We start from the raw sequence: 21206 nt of genomic DNA on the forward strand, positions 1-21206 counted from the left end.
CTCTAGAAGAGGTGATAGATTTGGCAATTAAAATTAACGGTGCAACATTAAGAGGAATACACGGACATTGTGTAAGTGTTGAGATTCATATAGCTAGAGGATTACCCACCTTTAATATCGTTGGAATGGGTGATACTGCTGTAAAAGAATCAAAGGATCGAGTGAGAGCTGCCATTTTAAATGCTGGATTCCAATTTCCTTTGGGAAAAATAACTGCTAATTTAGCTCCAGCCGATATAAAAAAAGAAGGAACTTTATTAGATTTGCCTATAGCCATAGGTATATTGCTGGCAAGTAAGCAAATCAATATAAAAAATATAGACGAATATCTTTTATTAGGTGAATTATCTCTATTAAGCGAACTAAGAAGCATAAAGGGTTCTCTTCCTATTATTATGGAGGGAATAGAGAATAACTTTAAAAAATTCATCTTACCTAACGACAATAAAAAAGAAGCTTCTATTATTGATAGTGCAAATATTTACCCTTGCAAGAACTTGCATGATGTAATAGAAGTGCTTACTAAAAGAATAGAACCATATAAGAAAAAATTTATGAATAATTATAAGGAAGAGTACACTATAGACTTTTCCGAAATAATTGGTCAACACAGTGCTAAACGTGGTGTAATAGTAGCAGCTGCTGGTAATCATAATTTAATACTTTTCGGACCACCGGGTATAGGCAAATCAATGATAGCAGATAGAATCCCCACAATACTACCTAAAATATCTTATGAGGAATCCTTAGAATGTACTAGAATCTATAGTGTGGTAGGGGAATTTAAGGAGGGATTAATATATAAAAGACCCTTTAGAAATCCTCATCACACCGCTACAAAAATTGCCATGGTAGGGGGAGGAGCCAATTTGATGCCAGGAGAAATATCTCTTGCTCATAATGGAGTACTATTTTTAGATGAAATGCTAGAGTTTAAACGGGAGGTATTAGAGTGTTTAAGACAACCTTTAGAAAACAGAAGTATTCAAATTTCAAAATCTACAGGGAAAGTAGAGTATCCTAGTAACTTCATGCTTATTGGAGCGTTAAACACTTGCCCTTGTAGTAAATTACCTTGTACTTGCAGTGAATATGAAAAAAATAGATATTTAAAAAAATTATCGGGCCCTTTATTAGATAGAATAGATTTATTTTTATCTGTAGACTACATAGATTATGATAACATGAAAAATAATAGTAAACAAATATCCTCTGCTGAAATGAGAGAAAAAATAAATATAGCAAGGGAAATTCAAAGTGAGAGGTTAAAAAAATATAAAATACAAACTAATGGTGAAATGGATATGTCCATGGTAAAAAAGTATTGTATATTAGATAATGCTGGTGAAAAAATAATAGAGAAAATATACAAAAATTATTCTATGAGTTTAAGAGCCTATAGTAAGATATTAAAGCTGTCAAGAACTATAGCTGATTTAGAAGAACGAGATAGAATTAGTGAAGGTGATATTATTGAGGCCTTTCAATATAGAAGGTTTATAAATGAAGTTATTTAAGGAGGGCTTTATATGACGATTTATGATATCTGGTATTCAGATGTTAAAATACCTAACGTCTCAAAACTAAAAATATTAAAGAAGTTAAAGAATGCAGAAAATATATTTAATTATATAAATTCAAAAGAAGAAATATTTAATGGGGAAGTAAATGAACCTAAGCTTAAAAATAAGCTTTTTACCTACTGGGATGAAGAAAAAATTAAAAATTTACTTATATATTTAAATAAAAACAATATAAAAATAGTGAATTATCATAGTCCATCATATCCTAAAAATCTTGTTAATCTACAGGACGCACCCTGCATTATTTATTATAAAGGAGATATTTCAAAGCTAAATAACATTTCAGTTAGTATTGTGGGCTCGAGAAAAGCTTCTTACTATGGTAAAAATGCCACGGATATAATTTGTAGAGAATTAGTTAAAAAAAATATTAATATCATAAGCGGCATGGCATCAGGTATAGATGCTTTTGCCCATTGGAGCACAATTAAAAATGAAGGATTCACTTGTGCGGTTTTAGGTTCAGGTATAGATGTTATCTATCCAAAAGGAAACAAGGAATTATATTATAAAATATTAGAAAATGGCTGTATAGTTTCTGAATATGCCCCTGGAACAAAACCCTACGCTTATAACTTCCCGCTAAGAAATAGAATAATTAGCGGATTATCAAAGCTTTTAATTGTGGTTGAGGCTTCTGAAAAGAGCGGAAGTTTAATTACAGCAAACTATGCTCTTGAACAAGGAATAGATGTGGTTGCTGTCCCTGGTTCCATTTTCTCAGATAATAGTAAAGGAACCAATAAGTTAATAAAGGATGGGGCTTATCCTTTAACCTCCATGGAAGATATTTTTGAACTAATTAATGTTAAATACAATAATTTTAATTTAAATGGAAACACTAACTTAAAAGGAAACAACAAAATCATATACGACTTTATAGATAATATTCCCATTCATATAGATGATTTGCATAAAATAACGAATATTGACATAAAGGAACTATATGAGGTATTATTTGAATTGCAACTTAAAAATCAAATAACTTGCCTTTCTGGCAATTATTATGTTAAAATTGCAAATAGTATTTAATACATGAATTTTCTAAGTAAATACAGTAATAATTTAAATTAAAGTTGTAAAAACTTAACATAAATTGGTTGAATGGGGGTGTATTCTGATAATTATTTATCAGAAGTTAATATGGGACAAAAACTTGTTATAGTAGAATCACCAGCTAAAGCTAAAACTATAGGAAAATATTTAGGTAAAAATTATATCGTAGAAGCATCTATGGGACATGTAAGAGACTTGCCAAAAAGTCAACTTGGAGTTGATATAGACAATAATTATAATCCTAAATATATAACAATCCGAGGAAAAGGAGATTTACTAGATAAACTAAAGAAAGAAGCTAAAAAGTGTGATGAAGTATATTTAGCAACGGACCCTGATAGAGAAGGGGAGGCTATTTCATGGCATCTACTAAAAGCTTTGAAACTAGAGGAAGGCAAAAAGTGTAGAATAGTATTTCATGAAATAACTAAAAATGCTATTAAAAATGCAATAAAAGAGCCTAGAGAAATAAATATAAACTTAGTAAATGCTCAACAAGCAAGAAGAGTACTAGATAGATTGGTTGGTTATGAAATTAGCCCTATACTTTGGAAAAAAGTAAAATGGGGGTTAAGTGCCGGAAGAGTTCAATCTGTAGCTTTAAAATTACTTTGCGATAGAGAAAGAGAAATTGAAAATTTCATTCCAAAGGAATATTGGACTATTGAATGTAATTTAAAAAAAGAAAGTGATAAAGGAAATTTTTTAGTAAAGCTTTGGTCAAAAAACAATAAAAAAATTGAAATAAGCAATAAAGAGGAAACAGATAGCATTATTAAAGAATTAGATGGTCGTGATTTTTCAGTTAAAAATGTAAAAAAGGCTGTAAAATCTAAAAATCCATTACCTCCTTTTACAACAAGTACTCTTCAACAAGATGCCTATAGAAAGCTAAACTTTACTACTAAAAGAACCATGTCTATAGCGCAACAATTATATGAAGGAATAGATATTAAAGGTTATGGAACCATTGGTTTAATTACCTATATGAGAACGGATTCTCTTAGAATATCTAAAGAGGCCGCTGATGCAGCAGCAAACTATATAAGTAATACCTTTGGTAAAGAGTATGTTCCTGAATCGCAAAGGGAATATAAAGGCAAAAAAAATATTCAAGATGCTCATGAAGCTATAAGGCCAACTCATGTTGAAATTAGCCCTAGTATAGCTAGAAATAGCTTAACCGATGAGCAGTTTAAAATATACAGCTTAATATGGAATAGATTTGTTGCTTGTCAAATGTCTTCTTGTAAATTAAATACAGTTACAATTGAAATAGAGAATGGACCTTATCTGTTTAAAGCGACAGGTTCTACTGTGGTATTCGATGGTTTTATGAAGGTATATGAATACTCAACGGATGAAGAAAAAGAAGATATCAAGCTACCTGAGTTAACTATCGGTGAGAAGCTTTCAAAAAAATCCATTGAAGGAAAGCAACACTTTACTCAACCACCAGCTAGATTTTCAGAAGCTACTTTAGTTAAAGGTCTAGAGGAAAATGGAATAGGAAGGCCAAGTACTTACGCTCCTATAATATCTACTTTACTAGAAAGAAAATATATTGAAAGAGAAAAAAAGACTCTACTTGCTACAGAACTAGGATTCATAGTTAATGATATACTTTCACAATACTTTAAACCTATAGTAGATGTTGAATTTACTGCAGGAATGGAGGATAAACTGGACAATATTGAGGAAGGAAAAGAAAACTGGACTCAGATAGTAGATGAATTTTTTAGTCCTTTAAAAGAACTTATAGATGTTGCTGAAAAAGAAGTGGCAAAAGTAACTATAGAGGATAAGGTAACAGATATTCAATGTGATAAATGCGGAAGATATATGGTAATAAAACAAGGAAGATTTGGCCAATTCTTAGCTTGTCCAGGATACCCTGATTGCAAAAATACAAAAGCAATTGTGGAAGAAGTAGATGCTAAGTGCCCCAATTGTGGAGGAGTCATTATAGTAAAAAAGAGTAAAAAAGGCAGAAAATTTTACGGATGTAAGAATTATCCTGAATGCAAGTTTGTAAGTTGGTTTGAGCCTGTTGATGAAAAATGTTCAGTTTGCAATGGTTCAATGGTGAAAAAATACAGTAAAACTAAAGGAAACTACTTAGAGTGTACTAATGAAAATTGTAAGAATAAAATAAATATAGAAAATGCTAAATAAGTTGAAATATGTCGAAATTTTATTGAAATAACCATAAATTTTTATTAAAACTTAGAAATTTGACCTAAAATGGTTGAATTTTGACATTGGATATGTTATTATTAAATACAGAATAAACAATTCTAAATATTAAAAAAAATCTTAATTGTTCTGATAGTATAACTTGAGAATATTAGTTTTATCAATTATAGATATCAGTCCTTATTGAAATTTTAGAGGAGGAATATTAAAATGTCATCGTTACTTAACAAAACGAGAAAACTAAATAAGATACTTCAAAAATCAGGAACCGAACCAGTAGTATTTGACGATATATGTAAACTTCTAAGTGATGTACTAAATTGTAATATATACATTTTAAGCAAAAAAGGAAAAATATTAGGATACGATTTATCCAGTGGCTTTGAGTGTAATGTTGTTAAAGATAATGTAATTCCTGAAATGAGATTTCCTGAATTCTATAACAACAAACTTTTGAATGTACATGAAACTTTATCAAACTTAACAAACAATGGTAAATGTGTTTTTGAAGAATCAGGAGAGTGTGGTATAGAAAATAAATATACTACAATAGTACCTATAAACGGTAATAGAGAAAGATTAGGAACTCTTTTACTAGCTAGATTTGATGATTTGTTTACAGATGATGATTTAATTTTAGCAGAATACAGTGCAACTATAATAGGCATGGAAATGCTTAGAGCTAAACAAGATGAGATTGAAGATGAAGCTAGAAAAAAAGCTGTAGTTCAACTTGCAATAGGAACACTTTCATATTCAGAGCTAGAAGCAGTAGAGCATATATTTAACGAACTTGATGGTTCTGAAGGACTTTTAGTAGCATCTAAAATAGCAGATAAAGTTGGAATAACTAGATCCGTTATCGTTAATGCACTAAGAAAATTTGAAAGTGCTGGTGTAATTGAATCTAGATCTCTTGGTATGAAGGGAACTCACATAAAAATATTAAATGAAAAGCTTATAGAAGAGCTTAAAAAGATAAGATAAAACATGAGCAGGGTGCCAATAATTAGCATCCTGCTTATAATTTGTAACATAATAATCCAATAATTGTGTTTTTATAAATATTTTTATTGAACAGAAGAAGTTCATATGATATACTACACTAGGTAGAAAAAATACACACATTGCCTAATTTATAAATGGTGCCTAAAGGTAATTTATAAATATGATGGTAATGGAGGTAAAAACCAAGGAGGTAAAAAATTATGTCAGTAATATCAATGAAACAATTATTAGAAGCTGGTGTACATTTCGGACACCAAACTAGAAGATGGAACCCTAAGATGGCTCCTTATATCTTCACAGAAAGAAACGGTATTTACATTATCGATTTACAGAAAACTGTAAAGAAAGTTGAAGAAGCTTACAATTTCATAAAAGAAGTTGCTGCTGAAGGAAAAGACGTTCTATTTGTTGGAACTAAAAAACAAGCTCAAGAAGCAATCCAAGAAGAAGCTGTTAGATGTAACATGCACTTCGTTAACAACAGATGGTTAGGTGGAATGCTTACAAACTTCTCAACAATTAAAGGAAGAATTAAAGCTTTAGAAGAACTAGAAGTAATGGAACAAGATGGAACATTTGATGTTCTTCCAAAGAAAGAAGTAAGTAAACTTAAGTTAGAAGAAGAAAAATTAGAAAAGAACTTAGGTGGAATAAAGACTATGGATTCTAGAAACGTGGGTGCATTGTTTGTAGTAGATCCAAGAAAAGAAAAAAATGCTATTTCAGAAGCTAAAATTTTAGGTATACCAGTAGTAGCTATTGTAGATACTAACTGTGATCCAGATGAAGTTGACTATGTAATCCCAGGAAATGATGATGCTATAAGAGCGGTTAAATTAATAACTGCAAAAATAGCTGATGCTATTTTAGAAGGAAGACAAGGTGAACAATTAGCTGAGTAAATATAATAAGGTAGATGGAATTAACCTTCCATTTACCTTTTAAAAAATAAATAGAAGTGGAGGAACTTATTATGATCACTGCACAAATGGTTAAAGAATTAAGAGAAATGACTGGGGCAGGAATGATGGACTGTAAAAAAGCTTTATCCGAATCTAATGGAGATATGGAAAAAGCTGTAGAAATATTAAGAGAAAAAGGATTAGCTGCTGCTGCTAAAAAAGCTGGAAGAGTAGCTGCTGAAGGCCTTGTAGAAACTTACATATCAGAAGACATGAAAATTGGTTCTATAATAGAGTTTAACTGCGAAACAGACTTTGTTGCTGCTAATGAAGAATTTAAAGCATTAGCTTCAAACATCGCAAAACAAGCACTTTCAACTAAAGCTACTAATGTAGAAGAATTAGTTGAAGAAAAATATATTGCTGATGAAAGTGTTACAATTAAGGATGCTATAACTGCTCTAATTGCAAAATTAGGGGAAAACATGTCCTTAAGAAGATTTGCTAATTTCTCAGTAAATAACGGAGTCGTTCAAAGCTACATTCACGGTGGAGGAAGAATAGGAGTTCTTGTAAAACTTGAATGTGAAAAAGAAAGCGAAGTATTAGCAGAAGTAGCTAAAGATATTGCTATGCAAGTAGCTGCTGTTAATCCATTATTCTTAAATAGAGATGGAGTAGACTCAGAACTTTTAAATAAGGAAAGAGAAATATACAGAGTTCAAGCTTTAAATGAAGGCAAACCAGAAAAAATCGTTGATAAAATGGTTGATGGAAGAATTGAAAAATACTATAAAGAAAATTGTTTAGTTGAACAAATTTGGGTTAAAAATCCTGATTTAACTATAACAAAATACTTACAAGAAAAGTCCAAAGAAGTTGGTGCAGCAATCAACGTTACTGGATTTGTAAGATTTGAAAGAGGCGAAGGAATCGAAAAAGTAGAAGAAGATTTCGCTGAAGAAGTTAGAAAGCAAATGCAACAAGGATAATTTAAAAGGGGACACCAAGTGTTCCCTTTTTTTAAAACATAAACAGAGTTCTTACATAAATTCCATAGAATTTAGAAATTACTATGTAATTTTTAACATTTTGGAGGTATAATATATATGGAAAATATTAAATTTAAGAGAATTATGTTAAAGCTTTCAGGAGAGGCTTTAGCAGGTGAAAAAGGATATGCAATAGATTTTGATATTGTTACAGAAATAGCAAAGCAAATCAAAGAATTAGTTGACATGGGCGTAGAAATAGGTGCTGTAGTAGGTGGAGGTAACATTTGGAGAGGACGAAACGGAGACGGTATGGATAGAACCACTGCTGACTACATGGGAATGTTAGCTACATGCATTAATGCACTTGCTCTTCAAGATTCCCTTGAGCAACTAGGGGTAAATACAAGAGTTCAAACTGCTATTGAAATGAAGGAAGTAGCTGAACCGTATATTAGAAGACGTGCTATGAGACACCTTGAAAAAGGTAGGGTAGTAATTTTTGCAGCTGGCACTGGAAACCCTTATTTTTCAACGGATACTACTGCAGCCTTAAGAGCAGCTGAAATTGAAGCTGAAGTTATACTACTAGCAAAAAAGGTGGATGGAGTATATGATAAAGATCCACATAAACATAGTGATGCTACAAAGTTTGATAAACTAACCTACATAGACGTGTTAGAAAAAGGTCTTCAAGTTATGGATTCTACTGCAACATCTTTGTGTATGGACAACGATATTCCTATTTTAGTATTTGCATTAGATTCTCCTGAAAACATAAAAAAAGCTGTCACCGGAGAAAACATAGGGACATTAGTGTGTAAAGGATAAGGGAGGTTATTATCATGTTAAAAGAAATTATCAATACTGCTGATGAAAAAATGCAAAAGACTATAAGCGTACTGAAAAAAGATTTATCTACGATGAAAGCAGGTAGAGCAAACCCTGCAATACTAGATAAAATTGAAGCAGAGTATTATGGAGCAATGACACCATTAAATCAATTAGCAAATATAACAGTTCCTGAGGGAAGAATACTTCAAATTCAGCCTTGGGACAAATCAGCTATAAAAGCCATAGAAAAAGCTATTTTAAAATCAGATTTAGGATTAAATCCATCAAATGACGGAGTTATTATCAGATTAATAATACCTGAATTAACTGAAGAAACAAGAAAAAACATTGTTAAAACCGTTAAGAAAACTGGAGAAGATGCAAAAGTTGCAGTGAGATCTATAAGAAGAGATTGTAATGACAAATTAAAAGCTCTCAAAAAAGAAGCTGATATATCTGAAGATGATATTAAAAAAGCAGAAGAAGAAATTCAAAAGAGAACAGACAATTTTGTAAAAGAAATTGATAAAATCTTAGAAGTAAAAGAAAAAGAAGTAATGTCTATTTAAGTCATTATATTTTAAAACCTGCGTTACCGCAGGTTTTATTACTAAAAATTTGGAGTGAAGAAATATATGTGGAAGTTTTTCGCGAAGAAAAATAAAAACGCAAATATTAATATAAAAATAGATATGAGTAATATTCCATCCCATATAGCTATAATCATGGATGGCAATGGACGTTGGGCAAAAGAAAGAAATTTGCCTAGAAGTATGGGACATAAAGCTGGAGTAGAAACCATAAGAGAAATTGTTAAGGAATGCAATAAAATAGGAGTTAAATATTTAACTTTATATGCTTTTTCTACAGAAAATTGGAAAAGGCCACCAGATGAAGTAAATACTTTAATGAAGCTATTAGTAGAATACTTAAGAAAAGAAGTGGAAGAATTACATAGCAATAATGTTAAAATAAATACTATTGGAGATATTCAGGAATTACCAAAAGTATGTATAGAACAATTAAAAGAAGCTAGAAACAAAACACAGCATAATAAAGGACTAGTATTAAATTTGGCCTTAAATTATGGTGGTAGAGATGAAATCTTGAGGGGCATGAAATTATTATATGAAGATGTAAAAAAGGGCATAGTATCTATAGAAAGCATAAATGAAAGTAAGTTTTCTAATTACTTATATACTAAAGGAATGCCAGATCCTGACTTAATAATAAGGCCTAGTGGCGAACAAAGATTAAGTAACTTTTTAATATGGCAATGTGCGTATTCTGAGTTTTGGTATTCCACTATAAAGTGGCCTGATTTTAAAAAAGAACATATTCATAAAGCTATATACGACTACCAAAACAGGGATAGAAGATTTGGAGGAGTAGAAAGTGAATAATAGATATTTAGGTGCGGTTATATTATCTCCATTATTGATATTTTTGTTTGTGGGAGGAACTACTTTAAAATACCTGATCCTAACTCTTTCACTAATAGGAATGAGTGAATTTTATAAAGTTGTAAGAGTTAAAAATATCAATCCATTAAATTATTTAGGATATGCTATGTGTATAGCATATTACTTAGTGTTTAATTTAAATGTTAATACATTATTTAACTTGATAATTATCTCTGTAATGATTTTATTAATAATTCCTATATTTAAAAGAAATTATAATTTTATTGATATATCTACTACCTTATTAGGATTTTTATATATAGGGGTATTCTTTAGCTTTATAACCATAGTAAATAATAAAGCTAATGGTAACTATTTAGTATGGCTTATATTTTTATCCTCTTGGGTATGTGATACTGCTGCATATTATGCAGGCAAATTTTTCGGAAAAAACAAATTGTGTCCTATAATAAGTCCAAAGAAAACTGTTGAAGGTGCTATAGGAGGCTTATTAGGGAGCAGTTTAGCTTGTGGTTTATTTGGAGTGTATTTAAAAGGACAAGGAGTACCTATACCCATAATTCACTTTTTTCTAATTGGTGGAATTTCTGGAGTGTTAGTGCAGTTTGGTGACTTGGTTGCATCCTCAATTAAAAGATATTTAGGAGTAAAAGACTATAGTAATTTAATACCTGGCCACGGCGGCATACTAGATAGATTTGACAGTATATTATTTGCATCTGTAGTAATATACTATTACTTAACTATAATAATTGGAATATGAAAATAACACTTAGAGGTTTAAATCTCTAAGTGTTATTTTTTAATAATATATACGTTCTCCTAGAATATAATATTAATATAGTAATAATAGGGAGATATGTAGTTGTATAAAACCACTAAAAATATTAACAAGTTATTGTATTGTATTATTTTGCTTATAGCTGTTATTTTCTTTACATTAATTATTAAATATTATTTCAAGCCCTTTTTTATAATAATATTTCTCTTAGCATTATCAACTCCAATATTTGAGTTTTTTACAAAGTTTAATATTTTAAGACCAACGTTGAGAGGGGTATTTAGTATCATTCTGCTGAATATAATAATTTTAACCATTGTTTTTTGTCTAGGAAACTGGCTATTCACTACAAAAGACGTTATAATAAATGGGGTCTTAAAACTATTAATAAATCTTAATGAAATGTTTAAAAATTTAAATATTAACGCTAACTTGTTAAACATTCAATTGGAGGAATATTATATAAAAATATTAAACTCTTCTATATTAAGAAGGGGAGCTATTTATACTACAGATAGTATTATAAATTATTTTGTTGGCAACATAGTGGTTTACTTTATTTTGGTAGATAAATATGATATATTTAATTGGACAAAAAGATTTATTGATGAATCGGGTGTAAGATTTATAAATAATATTTTTGATAATATTAAAAATATTATCAAGATACAATGTATTATAGTAATTATTCTTACTTTGGAGACAATAATAGGGTTTAAAATATTAAACATAGATAACTATATGGTGTTAGGTTTACTTTGTGGTGTTTTAGATTTAATGCCCTATGTTGGTACGATTTTAATATTTCTGCCTCTTATTTTACATATGATTTGGATTAGGAATTACATTATTGCTTTCGGCCTAATCTGCCTTTATATATTATTACTTATAAATAGACAAATAATCGAAACTAAACTAATGAGTAATAAACTTAAAATACATCCCCTTTACTTATTTCTTGCTGTTTATTTAGGTTTCAGAATTTTTGGTACTATTGGTATTATAACTATGCCACTATACTTAATTTTTTGCAAAAGCATATTAGATATTTAAGTTTAGGGAATTACGAATACAAAAGGAGATGTTAGTTTGAAGAAGTTAACTATATTAGGTGCCACTGGTTCAATAGGAACGCAAGCACTAGATGTGATTAGAAAAGAGGAGGAAAATTTTTCATTAGTAGCTGTTTCAGCACATAGCAATTGGAAAAGTATAATAAATATTCTTGAGGAATTTAATCCATCTTATGTGGCAATGACAGAAATTAACGCCTATAATGAAGTAGTAAAATATTGCAGGGATAGAAATAAAAAAACCTCAGTAATATTTGGCATGGAAGGGTTAAATGCAATTTCAACTTTACATGAAGTAGATATTGTATTAACTTCAATTGTTGGTATGGTTGGGCTTAAACCAACTTTTAATGCCATAAAAGCAGGCAAGGACATAGCTTTAGCTAATAAAGAAACATTGGTAGTTGGCGGAAAGATAATAATGGATGAGGTTAATAAACATAAAGTCAAGTTACTACCAGTAGATTCTGAACATAGTGCTATATTCCAATGCCTATCGGGAAATTCAAAAGATGAAGTAGATAAAATAATAATTACAGCCTCTGGAGGTCCTTTTAGAGGCAAGAAAATTGAAGAACTGCAAAATATTCTTCCAGAAGAAGCTTTAAAGCACCCTAGATGGAATATGGGCAAAAAAATATCCATAGATTCAGCCACACTTATGAATAAAGGTCTTGAAGTTATAGAAGCACATTATCTTTTTGGTTTAGATTATGATGATATACAGGTAGTTGTACATCCTCAAAGTATTGTTCATTCAATGGTTCAATATAAAGATGGTAGCGTAATTGCTCAAATGGGGACCACTGATATGAGATTACCTATACAATATGCATTAAATTATCCAAAAAGAAAAACTGTTATTGGAGAAAAACTAAATTTTTATAATATGGAAAACCTAACATTCGAGAAGCCAGACTTAACCACTTTTAAACCTTTGAAATTAGCCTATGAAGCTGGAAAAGCAGGAGGCTTTGCTCCAACAATTTTAAATGGAGCTAATGAAGCCTCAGTGGAACTTTTCCTGAACAAAGAAATAAAATTTCTCCAAATAGGAAATATACTAGAAGAGGCTTTAAACAAATTTCATAGTAGCGAAGATTTATCTATTGAAAGTATTATTGATATGGATAAGAAAGTTAGAGAATATGTATTTAAACATTTTAAGCTATAATTTTAAGGAGGAGTCAGTGTGAATTTAATTAATATATTAGGAGCTATCTTTGCATTTGGTTTATTAGTAATGATCCATGAGCTGGGGCATTTTACAATGGCAAAATTAAATGATGTGAAGGTGGAGGAATTTGCCATTGGTATGGGGCCCAAATTAATTGGTTTTAGAAAAGGGGAAACTCTGTATAGCATAAAAGCTTTACCTATAGGTGGCTATGTAAAAATGCTTGGTGAAGACGGAGAAGAAACCTTTGATCATAGAGCATTTTCTAACAAAAAACCTGCTCAAAGATTAAGTATAGTAGCTGCAGGACCAATCATGAATTTGGTTTTGTCTATTGTTATTTTTTCTATCATAGCAGGGAGTAAAGGATATTTAGCTCCTATAGTAGATAAAGTTGTACCAAATTTACCAGCACAGCAAGCTGGAATGCAACAAGGAGATAAAATACTAAAAATAGATAATAAAAAGATCTTAACCTGGGAAGACTTTTATACTCAAATTTATATGAACAAAGGTGAAGTAATGAATGTTACATATAAAAGAGGAAGCGAAGTTAAAGAAACTAAGCTTATTCCTGTTAAAGATGAAAAGGAAGGCAGATACATTGTAGGAGTATACCCTACAGAAGTAAAAAGTCCAACAATTAAAGAATCCATATCTTATGGCTTTGTAGAAACTAATTCTATAATAAATCAAACCTTTAGTTTTTTAGGAACAGTATTTAAAGGGAAAGCTTCAGTAAATGATTTTGGTGGACCTGTTACAATAATAAAAGTATCTGGTGAAGCCGCTAAGGCAGGATTTTTAAATTTACTATTCTTTGCAGCCTATTTAAGCGTTCAATTAGGCATATTTAATATAATACCATTTCCTGCACTAGATGGAGGATGGATTGTATTACTATTACTAGAGATAATTACCGGAAAAAAATTAGATAATAATAAAGTTGGAGTTATTAATTATATAGGTTTTGCAATACTCATGACTTTAATGATTCTAGTTACAATAAAGGATATTTTATACCCTATAGCACTTTAGGAGGAATAAAATGGATAGAAGAAATACTAATAAGATAAAAATAGGAAACATTTATATTGGGGGCGATGCCCCTATATCTATTCAATCTATGACCAATACAGATACTAGAAATGTAGAAAAAACAGTTGCTCAAATTAAAGAGTTAGAGAAGGCTGGCTGCCAAATAATACGCTGTGCAGTTCCAGACATAGATGCAGCGGAAGCTTTAAAAACTATAATAAAAAAAGTTAATATTCCAGTTGTTGCAGATATTCATTTTGATTATAGATTAGCGTTAAAATCTATAGAGTATGGTGTAAGCAAGTTAAGAATTAACCCTGGCAATATAGGTGATAAAAGCAGAGTAGAAATGGTGGTAAAAAAAGCAAAGGAAAATAACATACCTATTAGAATAGGAGTAAATTCAGGTTCCTTAGAAAAAAACTTATTATTAAAATATGGAAAAGCTTCACCTGAAGCCTTAGTAGAAAGTGCTTTAGGCCATGTGAAAATTCTAGAAGAATTAGATTTTAATGATATTATTATTTCTATAAAATCATCAAATGTTATGGAAACAATTCAAAGTTATAGACTGATGTCTCAAAAGGTTTCATACCCTCTTCACCTTGGAGTAACGGAAGCGGGTACCCTTTGGAGGGGCACTATTAAATCTAGTGTTGGTATTGGAACCCTTTTAGCAGAAGGAATAGGTGATACCATAAGAGTATCTCTTACTAGCGACCCTGTTGAGGAAATAAGAACAGCCAAAGAAATTTTAAAATCCTTAGGATATTTAAAAGAAGGTATTGAGTTTATATCTTGCCCAACCTGTGGAAGAACAGAAATAAATTTAATCAATATTGCAAAACTTGTAGAAGATAAAATCGACAAATTGGATAAAAATATCAAAGTTGCTGTAATGGGTTGTGTAGTAAATGGCCCCGGAGAAGCAAGAGATGCAGATATAGGGATTGCCGGCGGAAATGGTGAAGGGCTTATTTTTAAAAAAGGTAAAATAATTAAAAAGGTAAAAGAAGAAGACCTTGTCAATGAATTAATAAAAGAAATAGAACAAATGTAAGGTGAAGAATATGAATATAAATTTAGCTGAAATACTTAGGGATGAGAATCCTTCTTCACAAAAATTACTAGAAGATGTTCAAATATTAAAAATTCAATATTTGAAAAAAAGTAATAAACTAAAAGTAATTATTAAATCCTTTAATGAATTTAAAAAGGATGGAGAAGACTATTTAAAGGGACTTTTACTTAAAAGATTCAGTTTTTTTAAAGATATTGAATTAATATGTTATAAAGATATTTCCAACGTAAGTATAAAGGAAATATGTAATAAGTATTGGACTGATTTGTCTAATGCAATAATAAATCATATTCCCTTAGCAAAAGAGTGTATGCTTAAGGGCGATAAAAACCTTGAAGAAAATACTCTAACTATAAAATACGGAAATGAGTTTATTTATAATATATTAAAAAATAAAAACTTTGAAACTGTAGTAAATAGCACTATAAAAGATATTTTTGGTATTGAATGTAAAGTAAAATTACTTTATGAAAAATGTAACACCATTGTAGAGTGCAACGCACTAGTAGAAGAAGAAATGTCCTTAATTAAAGAAATTATTAAAAACACTAAATTAAATGAAGAAAAACCTAAAGTAATTCCTATGAAAAATGGAAAAGGCTATGATAATTCTTCTAGTGATAATAAGGACAGTAGCATACTTCTTGGTAAAAACATTACAGAAGATTATATTAGCATTAATTCCATAGATGAACCAATTGGTATGGTTACTATTTGTGGAGAAATATTTAAAAAGACCATAATACAAACTAAAACAGGAAGAAAAATTGTTTCCCTATTTATTACAGATTATACAAGTTCCATTACCATTAAAATATTTACTCGCCCAAAGGATGAGGAAAAAGTATTAAATGAAATTAATGAGGGACTTTATTGTAAAGTTCGAGGGGAAGCTATATATGATACATATACAAAAGAAGTAGTCATTATGGCAAGGGATATTGTTAAGCTTAACAAAATAGAGAAAATGGATAACTTCCCAGAAAAAAGAGTAGAATTACATCTTCATACTAGAATGAGCTCTATGGATGGCATGAATAGTGCAGAAAGCTTAATAAAAAGGGCGGCTAAATGGGGCCATAAAGCTATTGCTATAACTGATCATGGTGTAGTTCAAGCTTACCCTGAGGCAATGGATGCTGGAAAGAAACATAAAGTTAAAATACTATATGGAATTGAAGCTTATTTAGTTCAAGATGGTGTACCTATTGTATTAAATGGTGAAGGAAAAACTATTGACGATGAATTTATCGTTTTTGATATAGAAACCACAGGGTTTTCAAGTAAAAACGATAAAATTATAGAAATTGGAGCGGTTAAAATTAAAAATGGCCAAATAATAGATACATTTAGCTCATTTGTTAATCCAGGAGTACATATTCCTGCAAAAATTATTGAATTAACAGGAATTACAGATGATATGGTAAGTGAAGCTGAAAGTATAGATCAGGTACTTCCTAAGTTTTTAAGCTTTACAGAAGGCAATGTAGTGGTAGCGCATAATGCTTCCTTTGATGTTTCCTTTATAAAGAAAAACTCTGTAGACTTAGGTCTTAGCTTTAATAATCCAACTATGGACACCATTCCACTAGCAAAGTATTTATATCCAGATTTAAAAAGATATAAATTAGACGTGGTAGCAAAGTATTTGGGAATAAGCTTAGAAAATCACCATAGAGCAGTGGACGATGCAAAAGCCACAGGAGAAATATTATTAAGATGTTTTACAGAATTAAAGGAAAAGAATATTTTAAGTTTAGAAGATATAAATAAAGAGTATTTTAAAAATATTAATATTAAAACTCTTCCTACTTATCACTTAATAGTACTAGCTAAAAACATGACAGGATTAAAAAATCTATATAAATTAATATCAGAATCTCATTTAGATCATTTTTATAAAAGGCCTAGAATGCCTAAAAGTTTAATTGAAAAATATAAAGAAGGTTTAATTATTGGTTCTGCTTGTGAGGCAGGAGAGATTTATAAAGAAATCCTAAGAGGGAAAAGCGATGATGAACTTAAAAGCATTATTGATTTTTATGATTATCTAGAAATTCAACCCCTAGAAAATAATTACTTTATGATAAGAAATGGTTCTATAAAGGATGTTGAAGAGTTAAAAAACATTAATAGAAGAATTTGCTCCTTAGGGGTAAAATACAATAAACCCGTAGTTGCTACCTGTGATGTTCATTTCTTAGATCCTGAAGATGAGGTTTATAGAAAAATAATAATGGCTGGTCAAGGCTATAGTGATGCTGATGATCAACCACCTTTATATTATAGAACAACAGAGGAAATGCTTAAAGAGTTTTCATATTTGGGAGATGAAAAGGCTTATGAAGTTGTAATTACAAATACAAATAAAATTGCGGATTTAATAGAAGAGATAAAACCTATACCAGATGAAACCTTTCCTCCTAAAATTCCAGGCGCTGAAGAAGATATACGTAAAATGACCTTAGATAAAACTCATAGTATTTATGGAGAAAACCTACCAGAGATAGTTCAAAAAAGATTAGATAAAGAATTAAATTCTATTATAAATAATGGTTATGCTGTGCTATATTTGATTGCTCATAAGCTGGTTGATAAATCCTATCAAGATGGATACTTAGTTGGTTCTAGAGGTTCTGTTGGCTCTTCTTTTGTAGCAACTATGTCAGATATTACAGAGGTTAATGGATTGCCCCCACATTATGTATGTCCTAATTGTAAGTACAGTGAATTCATAACTGACGGGTCTATAGGTTCTGGAGCAGATTTACCAGATAAGGATTGCCCGGAATGTAAAACAATTTTAACAAAGGATGGCCATGACATTCCCTTTGAAACCTTCCTAGGTTTTGAAGGTGATAAGGAGCCAGATATAGATTTAAACTTTTCAGGTGAATATCAGGCGGTGGTTCATAAATATACAGAGGAGCTCTTTGGTAAGGGATATGTTTTTAGAGCAGGTACTATAGGTACTATCGCCGAAAAAACCGCATATGGTTTTGTAAGAAAATATATTACCGAGAAAAATCTTGCGGTAAATGGTGCAGAAATAGAAAGATTAACTTTAGGATGTACTGGCATTAAAAGAACTACAGGACAACATCCAGGTGGAGTTATGGTTGTTCCCAGTGACAATGAAATTTTTAATTTTACACCCATACAAAGACCAGCAGATGATAATAATACTGAAATAATTACAACACACTTTGATTATCATTCTATTAGCGGTAGATTGCTAAAACTAGATATATTAGGTCATGACGACCCTACTGTACTTAGAATGCTACAGGATCTAACAGGACTCGATCCTAAAACTATACCCTTAGCAGATCCAAAGGTAATGAGTCTATTCACTTCTACAGAGGCATTAGGTGTAACAAAGGAAGAATTAGGTTGTGAAGTAGGTACTTATGGACTGCCTGAATTTGGAACTAAATTTGTTAGACAAATGCTTATAGATACTCAACCAAAAACTTTTTCAGACCTAGTAAGAATTTCAGGATTATCTCATGGTACAGACGTTTGGATTAACAATGCTCAATATTATATAAAAGAAGGATATACCACATTAAAAGATTGTATTGCTACAAGAGACGATATAATGGTATACCTTATATACAAGGGGCTTCCCCCTAAAACTGCCTTCAATATTATGGAGAAGGTAAGAAAGGGTAAGGGGTTGTCAGAAGATCAAGAAGAAATCATGCGAGAACATAAAGTGCCTGATTGGTACATAGAGTCTTGCAAAAAAATTAAATATATGTTCCCTAAGGGTCACGCTGTTGCCTACGTTACCATGGCAGTTAGAATAGCATACTTTAAGGTTTATTACCCTGAGGCTTATTATGCCACTTATTTTTCAGTAAGAGCTGACGACTTCGATGCCGATGTCATACTAAAAGGAATACCTTCTATATTGAAGAAAATTGAGGAAATTAATGCTATGGGCATGAATGTTACTCCAAAGGATAAAGGACTTTTAACCACTTTAGAAATTTGCCATGAAATGTATCTAAGAGGAATAAAATTTATAGAGGCAGATTTATATAAATCTCATGCAGTAAAATTTATTATTGAAGAAGATGGTATTAGAATTCCTTTAAGTGCTCTTACAGGAGTTGGTGAGAATGCTGCTAAAAATATTGCAGAGGTTAGAGAGCAAGGGGAGTTTATATCAAAGGAAGACTTAAAGGTGCGTGGAAAGGCCACTAGAACGGTAATTGAAGCATTAGATACTCACGGATGCCTTAAAGGACTACCTGATACAAATCAATTGAGCTTATTTACGTTGTAAAAGGAAATTTATGGTTCAATATATTGTCCTTGAAATAAGGAAATTATTGTGATACAATTAAAACTAGTAAGTTTGCAGATATATTTTAGCTTAAAAGAGTGGGTGTTTGCCCGCTCTTTCTGTTTGTAGAAAACGCAACCCTTGTTGCGTTTTTAAATTAATATGAAAATTGTATGTAATTCGATGTTTTACTACACAATATAAGTAAGGAGGGATAGTTATATGAATAAAGATTTCTATATTAATGGTTTAGTAAAATTAATTGAGCCTATAGTTATAAAATTAGGATATGAGCTTTATTATCTAGAATATATTAAAGAAAATAATGATAATTACCTAAGAATATACATAGATAAAGATGAGGGAATAGCCTTAGAGGATTGTGAAAAGGTAAGTAGAGCTGTAAGTGAAATGTTAGATATTGAGGATCCTATATCAGATAGCTACTATTTAGAAGTATCATCTCCAGGTATAGAAAGAGAGCTGTACAACGATAATCATTTAAATAAATATATAGATTATAAGGTTTCTGTAAAGCTTAAATCTTTAGTAAATGGCAGCAAAAAATTTGATGGATTACTAAAAGGATTCGATAACGCTACTATAACTATTAAACTAGAAAACGACTTATTAGCTATACCTAGAGAAAAGATTAAAACTATTAATTTGAAAGTGGATTTTTAAGGGAGGTTAATTAAAAAATGAACGAAGAATTTGTCGAAGCTCTTAAAGAGATAGTTAAAGAAAAAGGTATTAGTGAAGATTTAATATTTAATACTATTGAAGATGCTTTGGTTGCTGCCTACAGAAAAAATTATGCAAAACAAGGTGCTACAAATCAAAATGTTGCAGTTAATATGAACAGAGAAACTGGAGAAATCGGGGTATATTCTAAGAAAAATGTTGTTGAAGTTATCGAAGATGAATTTAACGACATTTCATTAGAAGAAGCAAGGGAAATAGATCCTAGATATGAGATAGGGGAAGTAGTGAATATTGAAGTAACTCCTAAAAAATTTGGAAGAGTTGCTGCGCAGGCTGCAAAGCAAGTAGTAATACAGAGAATAAAAGAAGAAGAACGAAGAATTATATATAATGAATTTATCGAAAAAGAATGTGATATTATAACTGGATCAGTTATAAGAAAAGATAAGACCAATGTATTTATTGACCTTGGTAAAATAGAAGCAGTTCTTGGACCTAATGAGCAAATGAGTGGTGAAAGCTATAATTTTAATGAAAGATTAAAATTATACATTGTTGAAGTAAAAAACACCACTAAAGGTGCCCAAGTGATCGTTTCTAGGACACATCCTGGACTAGTAAAAAGATTATTTGAATTAGAAGTTCCTGAAATCTACAATGGTGTTGTTGAAATAAAAAGCATATCAAGAGAAGCTGGTTCTAGAACCAAAATTGCTGTATATTCAAACGATAAAGACGTTGATCCAATGGGAGCTTGTGTTGGTCCTAAGGGAACAAGAGTTCAAAATATTGTAAATGAACTTAAAAACGAAAAAATTGATATAATAAAATGGAGTAAGCTTCCTGAAGAATATATCGCCAATGCGTTGAGTCCTGCTAAAGTATTAGATGTAAAAGTGGATGAAGAAAGTAAATCAGCAAAGGTAGTAGTTGATGATACCCAATTGTCCCTTGCAATAGGAAAAGAAGGTCAAAACGTAAGATTAGCTGCAAAACTTACTGGTTGGAAAATAGACATTAAAAGCTCTTCTCAAGTTAGCCATAATTAATTCTTTAGAGGAA

Annotated in this window: 17 protein-coding genes; all 17 read left to right on the top strand. The window is 30.6% G+C overall.

Annotation, left to right across the window (positions count from 1 at the left end; genetic code table 11):
• Positions 1 to 20 precede the first annotated feature (20 nt).
• The 17 genes from ABDZ69_RS07650 (at position 21) to nusA (ending at position 21193) form a co-directional block, all read left to right on the top strand.
• On the top strand, positions 21 to 1517 hold the full coding sequence (locus ABDZ69_RS07650; protein WP_486187722.1) for a YifB family Mg chelatase-like AAA ATPase: 1497 nt from the start codon (positions 21 to 23) through the stop codon (positions 1515 to 1517).
• 12 nt (positions 1518 to 1529) lie between these two features.
• Positions 1530 to 2615, top strand: a complete 1086-nt coding sequence (gene dprA / locus ABDZ69_RS07655; RefSeq protein WP_343768415.1) for a DNA-processing protein DprA — start codon at positions 1530 to 1532, stop codon at positions 2613 to 2615.
• Between the two features lie 111 nt (positions 2616 to 2726).
• Complete coding sequence (gene topA, locus ABDZ69_RS07660; protein ID WP_343768418.1) at positions 2727 to 4814, top strand: type I DNA topoisomerase; 2088 nt, start codon at positions 2727 to 2729, stop codon at positions 4812 to 4814.
• A gap of 231 nt (positions 4815 to 5045) precedes the next feature.
• Positions 5046 to 5822 (top strand): GTP-sensing pleiotropic transcriptional regulator CodY, encoded by a 777-nt coding sequence (gene codY, locus ABDZ69_RS07665; protein ID WP_343768421.1) that lies wholly within the window; start codon positions 5046 to 5048, stop codon positions 5820 to 5822.
• Positions 5823 to 6043: 221 nt separating this feature from the next.
• Positions 6044 to 6745: a 30S ribosomal protein S2 gene (gene rpsB, locus ABDZ69_RS07670; protein WP_343768424.1), complete on the top strand. Its 702-nt coding sequence runs from the start codon at positions 6044 to 6046 to the stop codon at positions 6743 to 6745.
• 71 nt (positions 6746 to 6816) lie between these two features.
• Positions 6817 to 7737 (top strand): translation elongation factor Ts, encoded by a 921-nt coding sequence (tsf, locus tag ABDZ69_RS07675; RefSeq protein WP_343768425.1) that lies wholly within the window; start codon positions 6817 to 6819, stop codon positions 7735 to 7737.
• A gap of 117 nt (positions 7738 to 7854) precedes the next feature.
• Complete coding sequence (gene pyrH / locus ABDZ69_RS07680; protein ID WP_343768427.1) at positions 7855 to 8568, top strand: UMP kinase; 714 nt, start codon at positions 7855 to 7857, stop codon at positions 8566 to 8568.
• A 14-nt stretch (positions 8569 to 8582) separates the two neighbouring features.
• Positions 8583 to 9140, top strand: coding sequence for a ribosome recycling factor (gene frr / locus ABDZ69_RS07685; RefSeq protein WP_343768430.1), 558 nt, complete (start codon positions 8583 to 8585; stop codon positions 9138 to 9140).
• 66 nt (positions 9141 to 9206) lie between these two features.
• On the top strand, positions 9207 to 9974 hold the full coding sequence (uppS, locus tag ABDZ69_RS07690; RefSeq protein ID WP_343768432.1) for an undecaprenyl pyrophosphate synthase: 768 nt from the start codon (positions 9207 to 9209) through the stop codon (positions 9972 to 9974).
• The gene (locus ABDZ69_RS07695) at positions 9967 to 10758 is read left to right on the top strand and encodes a phosphatidate cytidylyltransferase (RefSeq protein WP_343768435.1); all 792 of its coding nucleotides are present in this window, start codon (positions 9967 to 9969) and stop codon (positions 10756 to 10758) included. The genes uppS and ABDZ69_RS07695 overlap by 8 nt, the downstream gene beginning before the upstream one ends.
• A gap of 135 nt (positions 10759 to 10893) precedes the next feature.
• A complete protein-coding gene (locus ABDZ69_RS07700; protein ID WP_343769622.1) occupies positions 10894 to 11829 on the top strand; it encodes an AI-2E family transporter in 936 nt (311 codons plus the stop codon).
• A gap of 36 nt (positions 11830 to 11865) precedes the next feature.
• Positions 11866 to 13023: a 1-deoxy-D-xylulose-5-phosphate reductoisomerase gene (locus ABDZ69_RS07705; RefSeq protein ID WP_343768437.1), complete on the top strand. Its 1158-nt coding sequence runs from the start codon at positions 11866 to 11868 to the stop codon at positions 13021 to 13023.
• Positions 13024 to 13050: 27 nt separating this feature from the next.
• A complete protein-coding gene (rseP, locus tag ABDZ69_RS07710; RefSeq protein ID WP_343769624.1) occupies positions 13051 to 14064 on the top strand; it encodes an RIP metalloprotease RseP in 1014 nt (337 codons plus the stop codon).
• Between the two features lie 10 nt (positions 14065 to 14074).
• Positions 14075 to 15124, top strand: a complete 1050-nt coding sequence (gene ispG, locus ABDZ69_RS07715) for a flavodoxin-dependent (E)-4-hydroxy-3-methylbut-2-enyl-diphosphate synthase (protein WP_343768439.1) — start codon at positions 14075 to 14077, stop codon at positions 15122 to 15124.
• A 10-nt stretch (positions 15125 to 15134) separates the two neighbouring features.
• On the top strand, positions 15135 to 19439 hold the full coding sequence (locus ABDZ69_RS07720; protein ID WP_343768442.1) for a PolC-type DNA polymerase III: 4305 nt from the start codon (positions 15135 to 15137) through the stop codon (positions 19437 to 19439).
• A 222-nt stretch (positions 19440 to 19661) separates the two neighbouring features.
• Positions 19662 to 20123 carry a ribosome maturation factor RimP gene (gene rimP, locus ABDZ69_RS07725; RefSeq protein ID WP_343768444.1) on the top strand — a complete coding sequence of 154 codons (462 nt, stop codon included), beginning with the start codon at positions 19662 to 19664 and terminating at the stop codon, positions 20121 to 20123.
• A 17-nt stretch (positions 20124 to 20140) separates the two neighbouring features.
• Positions 20141 to 21193, top strand: coding sequence for a transcription termination factor NusA (nusA, locus tag ABDZ69_RS07730; RefSeq protein ID WP_343768446.1), 1053 nt, complete (start codon positions 20141 to 20143; stop codon positions 21191 to 21193).
• The last annotated feature ends 13 nt before the right edge of the window (positions 21194 to 21206 follow it).

It is taken from the genome of Clostridium malenominatum, assembly GCF_039521365.1.
In the GTDB taxonomy this organism is placed as follows: Bacteria; Bacillota; Clostridia; order Clostridiales; family Clostridiaceae; genus Clostridium_AW; species Clostridium_AW malenominatum.

What these genes read in the sequence shown, in the direction of transcription:
- dprA (WP_343768415.1), top strand. Translation starts at nt 1,530, where the DNA reads ATGACGATTTATGATATCTGGTATTCAGATGTTAAAATACCTAACGTC.
- topA (WP_343768418.1), top strand. Translation starts at nt 2,727, where the DNA reads ATGGGACAAAAACTTGTTATAGTAGAATCACCAGCTAAAGCTAAAACT.
- codY (WP_343768421.1), top strand. Translation starts at nt 5,046, where the DNA reads ATGTCATCGTTACTTAACAAAACGAGAAAACTAAATAAGATACTTCAA.
- rpsB (WP_343768424.1), top strand. Translation starts at nt 6,044, where the DNA reads ATGTCAGTAATATCAATGAAACAATTATTAGAAGCTGGTGTACATTTC.
- tsf (WP_343768425.1), top strand. Translation starts at nt 6,817, where the DNA reads ATGATCACTGCACAAATGGTTAAAGAATTAAGAGAAATGACTGGGGCA.
- pyrH (WP_343768427.1), top strand. Translation starts at nt 7,855, where the DNA reads ATGGAAAATATTAAATTTAAGAGAATTATGTTAAAGCTTTCAGGAGAG.
- frr (WP_343768430.1), top strand. Translation starts at nt 8,583, where the DNA reads ATGTTAAAAGAAATTATCAATACTGCTGATGAAAAAATGCAAAAGACT.
- uppS (WP_343768432.1), top strand. Translation starts at nt 9,207, where the DNA reads ATGTGGAAGTTTTTCGCGAAGAAAAATAAAAACGCAAATATTAATATA.
- ispG (WP_343768439.1), top strand. Translation starts at nt 14,075, where the DNA reads ATGGATAGAAGAAATACTAATAAGATAAAAATAGGAAACATTTATATT.
- ABDZ69_RS07720 (WP_343768442.1), top strand. Translation starts at nt 15,135, where the DNA reads ATGAATATAAATTTAGCTGAAATACTTAGGGATGAGAATCCTTCTTCA.
- rimP (WP_343768444.1), top strand. Translation starts at nt 19,662, where the DNA reads ATGAATAAAGATTTCTATATTAATGGTTTAGTAAAATTAATTGAGCCT.
- nusA (WP_343768446.1), top strand. Translation starts at nt 20,141, where the DNA reads ATGAACGAAGAATTTGTCGAAGCTCTTAAAGAGATAGTTAAAGAAAAA.